The sequence below is a fragment of the Janthinobacterium sp. BHSEK genome, assembly GCF_056174685.1.
In genome coordinates, this window is sequence record NZ_JBWBYV010000052.1 from 45153 (window position 1) to 55963 (window position 10811).

The following is a 10811-nucleotide window of genomic DNA, read 5'->3' on the forward strand; positions in this document are numbered from 1 at the left end:
TGTTGTGGTGTCACAACGAGATTCCACACGGCAAAACGGCCCGCAAACATCGTCTGCGGGCCGTTTTCAAGGGGCTGTGGGGCGAAAACCCCGCATGCCCTCTAGCTTACGCCTTATTTCGCGCGTTCGCCGACCCAGGCCGGCACACCGGCCAGGGCGTTCGCCAGGCCGCTCGGATCGGTGCCGCCGGCCTGCGCCATATCAGGGCGTCCGCCGCCTTTTCCGCCCACTTGCTGTGCAACGAAGTTCACCAGCTCGCCCGCCTTGACCTTGCCAGTCGCGTCCGCCGTCACGCCGGCGATCAGGCTGACCTTGCCGTCCGCCACGCTGGCCAGCACGATGGCGGCCGTCTTCAGCTTGTCCTTCAGCTTGTCCATGGTTTCGCGCAAACGGGCCACATCGGCGCCGTCCAGCACGGCGGCCAGCACCTTGATGCCGTTGACATCGACGGCTTGCGTGACCAGCTCATCGCCCTGGCCCGAGGCCAGTTTCGATTTCAGCGCGGCCAGTTCCTTCTCCAGCGCCTTCACGTGTTCCTGCACCTGGACGATGCGGGCCGTCAATTCTTCCGGCTGCGCCTTCAGGGCGCTGGCCGCTTCGACCAGGCGGCGGTTGATGGTTTGCACCAGCGCCAGCGCGCCCTCGCCCGTCACCGCTTCCACGCGGCGGATGCCGGCGGCCACGCCGCTTTCGCCGATGATCTTGAACAGGCCGATATCGCCCGTGCGCTGCACGTGGACGCCGCCGCACAGCTCTTTCGAGCTGCCGATGTCGAGCACGCGCACTTCGTCGCCGTACTTCTCGCCGAACAAGGCCATCGCGCCATGCTTGACGGCGTCGTCAAACGACATCAAATGGGCTTGCGTGGCGCGGTTTTCCAGGATCTCCTTGTTGACGATCGTTTCCACGGCGGCGATCTGCTCGACCGTCATTGGCGCATTGTGGCTGAAGTCGAAGCGGGTCTTGTCCGGATCGACCAGCGAGCCCTTTTGCGCCACGTGACTGCCCAGCACTTCGCGCAAGGCCTTGTGCATCAAGTGCGTGGCCGAGTGGTTGCGGATCGTGCGCGCGCGCTTGGCCGTGTCGACTTCGGCCGAGACGGCGTCGCCCACCTTCAGCACGCCCGATTCCAGCACGCCGTGGTGGCCGAACACGTCGGCCTGGATTTTCAGGGTATCGCTGACGGCAAAGCTGCCTGCGCCCGAGGCGATCACGCCCTGGTCGCCCACCTGGCCGCCCGATTCCGCGTAGAACGGCGTGGTGTCGAGCACGACGATACCGTCCTGGCCCGCCTTCAGCTCCTGCACCGGCGTGCCGGCCGCGTACAGCGCGACGACCTTGCTGCTGAACGTCAACTGGTCGTAGCCGACGAAGGTGTTTTTCTCGCCCGTGTACTCGACCTTGCTGTCCTTGTGCGTCTTGCCGCCCTTGCGCGACAGCTCCTGGCTTTCCTTCAGGGCCGCATCGTAGCCCACCTGGTCGAACGTGATGTCGCGTTCGCGGCAGATGTCGGCCGTCAGGTCCGGCGGGAAGCCGTAGGTTTCGTACAAAGTAAAAGCGGTGGCGCCGTCGATGCCGGTGGCATCCTTGGCCAGCTGCGCTTCCAGCACTTTCATGCCCGTTTCCAGGGTTTCGCCGAAACGCTCTTCCTCGGCCTTGAGCATGTTGGCGACGTTTTCTTTCGCCTCTTCCAGCTCCGGATAGGCGCCGCCCATCTCGATGGCCAGATCGGCCACCAGCTTGTAGAAGAACGGTTTCGTCTGGCCCAGCTTGTGGCCATGGCGCAGGGCGCGGCGGATGATGCGGCGCAACACGTAGGCGCGGCCTTCGCTGCCCGGAATGATGCCGTCGACAATCATGAAGGCGGCGGAGCGGATGTGGTCGGCGATCACGCGCAGCGACTTGTTTTCCAGGTCGGTGGCGCCCGTTTCGCGCGCGGCAGCCTTGATCAGGTGCTGGAACAGGTCGATTTCATAGTTCGAATGCACGTGCTGCAGCACGGCGGCCAGGCGCTCCATGCCCATGCCCGTGTCGACGCACGGCTTCGGCAGCTTGTGCATGACGCCCGCTTCGTCGCGGTTGAACTGCATGAACACCAGGTTCCAGATTTCGATGAAGCGGTCGCCGTCTTCGTCAGGCGAGCCCGGCGGGCCGCCAGGAATGTCGGCGCCGTGGTCGTAGAAGATTTCCGTGCATGGGCCGCATGGGCCCGTATCCGCCATCTGCCAGAAATTGTCGGAGGCGTAGCGCGAACCCTTGTTGTCGCCGATGCGGATGATGCGCTCGACGGGCACGCCGATTTCCTTGGCCCAGATGTCATACGCTTCGTCATCCTCGATGTAGACGGTGACCGTCAGCTTGTCAGCCGGCAAGCCGTACACCTTGGTCAACAGTTCCCATGCGTACTGGATCGCGTCGCGCTTGAAATAGTCGCCGAAGCTGAAGTTGCCCAGCATTTCAAAGAAGGTATGGTGGCGCGCCGTGTAGCCGACGTTTTCCAGGTCGTTGTGCTTGCCGCCGGCGCGCACGCAGCGCTGCACCGAGGTGGCGCGCGTGTACGGACGGCTGTCCGTGCCCGTAAACACATCCTTGAATTGCACCATGCCGCTGTTCGTCAACAGCAAGGTCGGATCGTTGCCTGGCACCAGGGAACTGGAACGGACGATGGAATGGCCCTTGGATTCGAAAAATTTGAGGAACTTGTCGCGGATTTCAGATGATTTCATGTTTTTTTGGCAAAGAGTGGCGGCAGCTTTAAAGGGAAGATTATACGTGATATGGGGTGCGGCATTGACGGCGGGCACGGGCATTGTTGCAAGCCTGCCCACAGATGCGAGCCTGCCCGTTCAGGCCGGATCGTGGCTGCCGGCGCAGGCGTGCGGGGCGGGTATGACCTTGGTCGCGGCGCCCGCCGCAACGGCAGTGGCGGCATTGCAGTCGGCGCAGCGGCCGTACAGGGTCAGTTCGTGGCGTTCGACGACAAAGCCTTGCGGCGCCATGCGCTTCAAGTCGCCCGGGCAATCATGCACGTCGAACACGCGCTGGCAGGTGGTGCACTGGAAATGGTGATGGTGGTGATTGGCGGCCGTGTTCGACTCGTAGCGCGGGTTTTCGCCCGGCAAGGTCACCACGTGCACTTTTTCTTCCAGCACCAGCGATTTCAGGTTGCGGTAGACGGTGGCGATGCCCAGCTGCGTCACTTGCAAGCTGGCCTGTTCGAGGATTTCCTGCGCCGACAGGGGGCGCTGGGCCGACTCGATGGCGGCTTGAATAGCGGTTTTTTGACGTGTTGTGCGTTCCATAGCCGACAGAATACACCATCCGACTATATCTACCGTCCGGAAAAACTGTCACACAGTAATGATAATGGGTTATCATTATCATCTTAGGGCAGGCTATTTCCTTTTCACGCGCTGCCCCAACCCTGCCAACACCGATAGCCGATAAGGAACCTTGCCCATGTCCGTCCGTCCTCACCAACCCACTCCCCTCGCGCTGGCCATCATGCTGGCCTTTGCCGCTCCCGCCGGCGCCCTGGCGCAGCAGACGACAACCTTACCCGCCGTCACCGTCTCGGCCAGCGCCCTGGCCCTGGGCAGCGACGACATGAGCACCCCCGTGACCGTGCTGGAAGGCGAGGCACTGGTGCGCGCCCGCGAAGCGACCCTGGGCGAAACCCTGGCGGGCCAGCCCGGCATCACGTCCAGCCATTTCGGCGCCGGCGCCAGCCGTCCCATCATCCGCGGCATGGATGGCCCGCGCGTCAAGGTGCTGTCGGACGGCGCCGAAGTACAGGATGCCTCGACCATCAGCCCCGACCATGCCGTCGCGGCCGAACCGATGCTGTCGGAACAGATTGAAGTGCTGCGCGGCCCGTCCGCGCTGGCCTACGGCGGCGGCGCCGTCGGCGGCGTCGTCAACGTGATCGACAAGAAAATCCCCACCCGCGTGCCGGCGAAAGGTTTCGAAGGCAGCGCGGAAGTGCGCGCCAACTCGGCCGCGCGCGAAAAGGCGGGCGCCTTTGAAGTGACTGGCGGCTCCGGCAACATCGCCTTCCACGCGGAAGGCGTCAAGCGCGACGCGAAGGAATACAAGGTCGGCAGCGGCTGGGAAGGCGGCTCGAAGGTGGCCGGCAGCTACAACAAGACGGACACGGGCAGCGTGGGCGTGTCGTGGGTGGGTCAACGCGGTTTCCTGGGCCTGGCCTTCACCAGCCAGCACGCGGAATACGGCTTGCCTGGCCACAACCACGAATTCGAAAGTTGCCACCCGCACGGCACCCACCTGCATTGCGGCGGCCACGAAGGCCACAGCCATGGCGATGAAGACGAACATGAGCACGAGCATGAACACGAAAGCGTGCCCTACGTGAAACTGAAGAGCGAGCGCTGGGACGTGCGCGGCGAATTGCGCGATCCCGTGCCCGGCTTCTCCAAGCTGCGCCTGCGCGCCGCGTTCACCGATTACAAGCACGATGAAATCGAAGGCACGGAAATCGCCACCACATTTAAAAACAAGGGTCACGACGCGCGCCTGGAGATGGAACACCATCCCGTCTTCGGCTGGCGCGGCGTGGTGGGCCTGCAAACGTCGAAGCGCGATTTCTCGGCCCTGGGCGAGGAAGCCTACGTGGCGCCGACGGTAACGAAGAAACACGCGGCCTTCCTGGTGGAAGAATACAAGCTCGATCAATGGCGCTTCGAGGCGGGCTTGCGCCACGAATGGCAAGACATCGCGGTCGACAGCGCCACCTTGCAGGACCGCAGCGCCAAGGGCACCTCGATCTCACTGGGCGCCGTATGGAAATTCGCTCCCCAGTATTCGCTCGGTTCGACCATCTCGCGCACGCACCGCCTGCCCAGCGCCGAGGAACTGTATGCGCACGGCGTGCACATGGCCACGGCCACGTATGAACTGGGCAATCAAAACCTGGGCAAGGAAACATCGAACAATATCGACTTGACCTTGCGTAAATATGCGGGCGCCACGACCTTCTCGGCCAGCGCCTACCGCAACAAGGTCGACAACTACATCTTCGGCTCCACCCTGGACAGCCATGAAGGCTTCCAGCTGATCCAGTACGCCCAGCGCGACGCCACGTTCACGGGCGTGGAAGGGCAAGTCCGTCAGCAATTGAACCCCATGTTCGGCGCCAGCGTGTTCGGCGACTACGTGCGGGCCAAGCTGGCCGACGGTGGCGCAGGTAACAATAACAACTTGCCGCGCATCCCCGCCCAGCGCGTCGGCGTGAAGGTGGACGCCAACTGGCAGGCGTGGAGCGGCGTCGCCGAGTTCTACCGCGTGGGCAAGCAAGACAAGGTCGCCGCGTTCGAGACGGCAACCCCGGGCTACAACATGCTGAATCTGTCCGCCAACTACGACACGCGCATCGGCACCACGCCGGCCCAGTTCTACATCAAGGCGAACAACCTGACGAATGAACTGGCGTACAGCCATACTTCCTTCATCAAGAATGCGGCGCCTTTGTTGGGGCGTAATATTACGGCAGGCGTGCGCGTGACTTTCTAAGCCGCTTGAAACGTAGGTCGGCTTAGCGCGCAAGCGCGTAAGCCGACAACACCATGGTCCGGACAACTGCCGGGGTCAGACCCTACGCGTCTGACCCCGGATTTCCGCTGAGTATGCATCGCATTATTCCCTCGCTCCGATCAAATCTATCCGGTCCGTGCAAAACCCATCCACGCCCCAGGCCAGCAGTTCGCTGGCCCGTTCGGGCGTGTTGACGGTGTAGCAGAAGAGTCCCAATCCCTCCTTCTTGACTTCCAGCGCCAGCGCACGCGTCAGTTGCTGGTGATCGCAATGGAGCGCCACCACCTCCAGCTGCTGCGCCGTGTTCGCCCAGTCGTCCGGTATCTGTTCGACCAGCCAGCCGCGCGCCAGTTCCGGCGCCGCCTGGCGCGCCGCTTCCAGGGCGGCGGTGCTGAACGACGAGAGCAGCGGCAGTAATTCTCCTGCAGCAATTTCCTTTGCAAAATAATCGCGCGTGGCCCGCGCCACCGCCGTGCCTGTCTGCGCATCGAAGCCGGGCGCCGGCTTGATCTCGATATTCATCCAGATGCGCTGCGCCTTGCAATACGCCGCCACGGCCTCGAACGTGGGCACGCCCTCGCCCGCAAACTGCGGGCCGAACCAGGCACCCGCCTCCATGGCCCCCAGCTGCGCGGCCGTGTAATCGCTGACCTGGCCGCTGCCGGCCACGGTACGCCCCAGCTCGGGGTCGTGCACGACGACGGGCACGCCGTCGGACGCCAGCATGACGTCGAATTCCACGGCGCGGTAGCCGTAGGCGAGGCCGCAGCGCAGGGCGGCCAGGGTGTTTTCAGGCGCCAGGGTGCCGCCGCCGCGGTGCGCCAGGGTGCGTGGATAGGGCCACATGGTGTTCCTTTATCATGATGAGGTTTTCAATGGGGACGTCTTGCCATCATCGCGTGCAAGCGCCACCATGTAAAGGACGCGATCAGGCGATTGGCGCCGTCTCCGCCCGCTTTCGTCGCAACGGCGTTGCGCACGCATGCAGAGCCGCCCATAATTGCCGCATTGCCAACCCGAACGCTCCCCCGAAAGCGGTCCCGCATGCACACTACCGACACCGCCCCCCGCAAGACGGGCTTTCCCTACCGGCGCCTGCTGGGCGATGCCCGTTATGCGCTGCTGCTCAATGTCCTGTGCGCCCTCTTCATCACCTTCGTGCTGAGCGGCGGACAAAGCTTCTGGCTCAACCTGCTTGCATCCATGTGCATAGGCGGCATCGCCTTCCTGCTCATCGACGGCATCCGCCTGGCTTGGTGGGGCGAGGGACGCCGCCCCCCAAGACTGCCCTTCACTGCCCTCATCATCGTCAGCGCCACCGTGGCACAGGTAGGCGGCACCATGCTGTTCGGCTGGCTGGCCAATATCGACGTTCCCGCGCCCGTCTCCATGTCGTCACGCAATGTCGGCATGACGGTGTTCACCTTGGCGGTGGCGGGAGCGGCCATCCTGTTCTTTGGCAGCCGCGAAAAAATCGCCCGCCTGCAAATGGAGGCGGCCCAGGAAAAGGCCCGCGCCGAATCCGTGGCGCGCCAGGCCATGCAGGCGCAGCTGCAATTGCTGCAGGCGCAGATCGAGCCGCACATGCTGTTCAACACCCTGGCCAACCTGCAGGGCCTGATCAGCTTTGATCCGGACCGCGCCCAGCTGCTGCTCGATCAACTGATCCAATATTTGCGCGCCACCCTCTCATCCTCGCGCGCCGGCGCCACTACGCTGGAGCAAGAATTCTCCCTCATGCAAGCCTACCTGGGCCTGATGTCGATACGCATGGGCGCGCGCCTGGGCTACACGCTGGACTTGCCCGAGGCCTTGCGCGATATCAAGGTGCCGCCCATGCTGCTGCAACCGCTGGTGGAAAATGCCATCCAGCACGGCCTGGAACCGAAGATCGAAGGCGGCCATATCCACGTGCAGGCGTCCACGGACGACGGCATGCTGATCCTGACGGTTGCCGACGATGGCCTGGGCCTCGACCATCCGGGCCAGACCAAGGGCACGCAGCTGGGCGTGGCGAACATCCGCGAACGGCTGCACGGCATGCATGGCGATGCCGCCAGCCTGTCGCTGGCCGCCAACACCCCGGCAGGCGTCGTCGCCCGCCTGCGATTTCCCATTCACCCCACCACCGCGAGCCCCACGCCATGAGCAACCCCACCCCGCGCGCCCTGATCGCCGAAGACGAACCCATACTCGCCGCCGCCCTCGCGCATGCCCTGCGCCGGCTGTGGCCGGAACTCGACATCGTTGCCACCTGCGCCAATGGCGTGGAAGCCTTGCAACAAGGCCTGGCGCTGCAGCCCGACATATTATTTCTCGACATCAAGATGCCGGGCAAGACGGGCCTGGAAGCGGCCGAGGAACTGGCGGAGCAGTGGCCGGACGGCGTCGCTTTCCCCCATATCGTGTTCGTCACCGCCTACGATGAATACGCGCTGGCCGCCTTCGAGCACGCGGCCGCCGACTACGTCTTAAAACCCGTCAACGATGCGCGCCTGGGCAAGACGGTGGAACGGCTGCGGCAGCGCTTGCGCGACAGCGGGACAGCAACGCCAGCGGCAGCCACGACGGCGCCGGTGACGGCGGCCGTCACAGCGCCCACCGGCGACGACAACCTGACCCGCCTGCTGGCCCAGTTGCAGGCAATGGTGCCGCCCGCCCCGCGCCTGCACATGATACGGGCGGCCGTCGGCAACAGCGTGCGCATGATCGCCCTGGCCGACGTCGTGTATTTCGAGGCGCTGGACAAATACATCAACGTCGTGTGCCAGGACAGCGAAGCGCTGATACGCACGAGCCTGAAGGAACTCCTGCCCCAGCTGGACCCGCAACAGTTCTGGCAAATCCACCGGGGCACCATCGTCAATGCCAGCGCCATCGCCACGGCCGTGCGCGACGAGGCGGGCAAGCTGTCACTGACCCTGCGCCAGCATCCGGCGCAGCTGCGCGTCAGCCCCTTGTATGCCCATCTGTTCCGGCAGATGTAAGGCGCGCAAGAGCCAGGTTCTAGTGAAGCTGGTGCTTCAGGTCCGACAGTTCATCGTGCACCTTGAGCACGGCGCTCTTCATTTCCGGCGTCACGCTGGACGCCGTGCCGCACGCCCGCTTGGCGCGGTCGCCCAGCGATTCCATCTGGTCGACGGCCTGGCGGATGCGCGCATCGTCGTGCGTGTCGATGGCTTGCCGCACGGCGCTCTTTTGCTGGTCCAGCTGGTTGATGCAATCCTTCAAGTCCATCGGCATGCCCTGCTGCTTGCCGCACAGCTGGGCCGCCTGGCCGATCGCGTGTTCGATGGCGCCAAAGCGCCGTGCCACTTCCTTTACTTGCATCATGATCTGTCCTCCCATGGTATCTGGAGTTGGATCGTCAGGCCGGTCCAGGGTTCCCCGCCAGCGGCCATGGCGTTGAAATTTCCGTGTGGCACTTTGTTGTAAGCGCTTGTGACATTCTAGATAATGATCAAATCCTTCAGATACATTGGTGTACCCGAACTTCCCTGCCCTCCATGACCTCGCTGCCATCCCTGTCCCGCCGCGCTCCCGGCCTGCTGCTGGTCGTCCTGCTGCACGCGGGACTGGCCTATGTCGTGCTGCAGTCGCGCCCCCGCCTTGCCGCTGACGAGAACCTGCCGCAGGGTCCGTCCATCGCCTGGCTGCGCCACACGGCCCCTGCGCCGTCCAGGCCGGCAGCCTTGCCCAGCGCAAAACCGGCCGCTGAAAGCGTGCCGCGCCGAACCATACCGGCGCCCGTCGGCCGCCCCTTGCCGCCACCTGCCATCGAGCCGGCGCCAGCACCGGCAACGCCCGAAGCGATCACGCTCGTCGCGCCACCGAGCGCCGCCGACATCCTGGCGCAAGCCAAACGCGACGTGGGCAAGATCGACAGGGAGCTGCGCAAGGAATTCCCCCAGCGGGGAGAACAAAAACTGGAGGACACGGGCTTCAAACGCATGCAGCAAGGGTTTGCCGAGGCCTACGCGGCCGTGCCGCCGAAATGGTACGAGGCGTCGAAAATCGAGGAGGTGGGCGCGAATGAGGCCAAGGGCAGCCGCACGTATAAAATCACCAGCGCGCTGGGCACCTTGTGCGTGACCACGCGCGCGGGCAAGCAGGGGGAAACGATGATCGGCAACTGCCCCAAATAGCCGGGCTCAGCCCACCGCTTCGCGCGCGCCCAGCGGCTGCAAGTGACGCAGGCGCAGGGCGATCAGCACGCCGCCGCCCAGGCACAGTCCCAGCATGATGATGACACCCGTCCAGCCGTCGAAGCCCCACATCATGCCCGAGGCGGAACCGATCAGGCTTGATCCCAAATAATAGAACAGCAGGTAGAAGGCCGAGGCCAGCGCCTGCGGTGCGCGGGCGCGGCGGCTGACCCAGCTGCTGGCGATCGAGTGCGAGGCGAAGAAGCCGAAGGTGGCCAGCGCCATGCCGATGACGATCAGCGGCAGCGAGTCGAACAGGGTCAATACAATGCCAGACAGCATCACCGACAGCATGATCCACAGCACGCCCCGCCGGCCCAGCCGGTCCACCAGGCGGCCCGCCCAGACGGAGCTGAAGATGCCGATCAGGTACAGAAAGGCCAGCAAACCGACCGTGCTCTGGCGCAAGCTGAACGGCGCGGCCAGCAGGCGGTAGCCGATGTAGTTATACAGGCTGACGAAACAGCCCATCAGCACGAACGCCAGGCAGAACAGCCACGGCAAGCCCTTATCCGAAAAATGCTGCTTGATGGCATGCGGCAAGGCGTTCCAACCCTTGGTACTGGGCACGAAGTTCTTCGACGCGGGCAGGCTGCGCCAGAATTCCGCCGCCGCCAGCACGCCGGCCACGCCCAGCACGCCCAGGGCCCAGCGCCACGAGAGGAAATCGCTGAGCATGGAAGCGATCAAGCGCCCCGACATACCGCCGAACGCGCTGCCGGCGATATATAGCCCCATCGACAGTCCCAGCGACGGCCCCTCGATTTCCTCGCCCAGGTAAGCCATGGCCACGGCCGGCATGCCGCCCAAGGCGATGCCCAGCGCAGCGCGGATGGCCAGCAGTTGCGCATAATCCTGGGCGAAGGCGGACAAGATCGTCAATATCGCGGCGGAAAACATCGACGCCACCATCAGCGGCTTGCGTCCCACCCGGTCCGAGACGGCGCTCAGCAGCACCAAGGAGATGGCCAGCAAGCCGCTGGACACGGACAGCGACCAGCTGCTTTGCGCGGGCGTCAGATGAAACTGCTGCGACAGCAGCGGGAACAGGGGCTG

General features: G+C 64.3%; 9 protein-coding genes. 4 read left to right on the forward strand and 5 right to left on the reverse strand.

From position 1 onward, the window contains the following. Positions 1-113 precede the first annotated feature (113 nt). The gene (gene alaS, locus AC0V2Y_RS18615) at positions 114-2726 is read right to left on the reverse strand and encodes an alanine--tRNA ligase (RefSeq protein WP_475414301.1); all 2613 of its coding nucleotides are present in this window, start codon (positions 2724-2726) and stop codon (positions 114-116) included. 120 nt (positions 2727-2846) lie between these two features. Further along, positions 2847-3302 carry a Fur family transcriptional regulator gene (locus AC0V2Y_RS18620; RefSeq protein ID WP_475414300.1) on the reverse strand — a complete coding sequence of 152 codons (456 nt, stop codon included), beginning with the start codon at positions 3300-3302 and terminating at the stop codon, positions 2847-2849. Positions 3303-3459: 157 nt separating this feature from the next. Here AC0V2Y_RS18620 and AC0V2Y_RS18625 point away from each other — a divergent pair, with 157 nt between their 5' ends. Further along, a complete protein-coding gene (locus tag AC0V2Y_RS18625; protein WP_475414299.1) occupies positions 3460-5529 on the forward strand; it encodes a TonB-dependent receptor domain-containing protein in 2070 nt (689 codons plus the stop codon). A gap of 123 nt (positions 5530-5652) precedes the next feature. Here AC0V2Y_RS18625 and ugpQ read toward each other — a convergent pair whose 3' ends face one another. Further along, positions 5653-6396, reverse strand: coding sequence for a glycerophosphodiester phosphodiesterase (gene ugpQ / locus AC0V2Y_RS18630; RefSeq protein WP_475414298.1), 744 nt, complete (start codon positions 6394-6396; stop codon positions 5653-5655). A 198-nt stretch (positions 6397-6594) separates the two neighbouring features. On the opposite strand from ugpQ, the gene AC0V2Y_RS18635 reads away from it, so the two are divergent. Both AC0V2Y_RS18635 and AC0V2Y_RS18640 read left to right on the forward strand, forming a co-directional pair. Next, on the forward strand, positions 6595-7698 hold the full coding sequence (locus AC0V2Y_RS18635) for a sensor histidine kinase (protein ID WP_475414297.1): 1104 nt from the start codon (positions 6595-6597) through the stop codon (positions 7696-7698). Continuing rightward, on the forward strand, positions 7695-8537 hold the full coding sequence (locus AC0V2Y_RS18640) for a LytR/AlgR family response regulator transcription factor (protein WP_475414296.1): 843 nt from the start codon (positions 7695-7697) through the stop codon (positions 8535-8537). The genes AC0V2Y_RS18635 and AC0V2Y_RS18640 overlap by 4 nt, the downstream gene beginning before the upstream one ends. Positions 8538-8556: 19 nt before the next feature. Here AC0V2Y_RS18640 and AC0V2Y_RS18645 read toward each other — a convergent pair whose 3' ends face one another. Beyond that, positions 8557-8883 carry a hypothetical protein gene (locus tag AC0V2Y_RS18645; protein WP_426072629.1) on the reverse strand — a complete coding sequence of 109 codons (327 nt, stop codon included), beginning with the start codon at positions 8881-8883 and terminating at the stop codon, positions 8557-8559. Between the two features lie 173 nt (positions 8884-9056). On the opposite strand from AC0V2Y_RS18645, the gene AC0V2Y_RS18650 reads away from it, so the two are divergent. Beyond that, on the forward strand, positions 9057-9695 hold the full coding sequence (locus AC0V2Y_RS18650; RefSeq protein WP_475414295.1) for a hypothetical protein: 639 nt from the start codon (positions 9057-9059) through the stop codon (positions 9693-9695). A gap of 6 nt (positions 9696-9701) precedes the next feature. On the opposite strand, the gene AC0V2Y_RS18655 is transcribed toward AC0V2Y_RS18650, so the two are convergent. After that, positions 9702-10811, reverse strand: a 1110-nt coding sequence (locus tag AC0V2Y_RS18655) for an MFS transporter (protein ID WP_475418356.1), incomplete at its 5' end; no start/stop codon positions are given.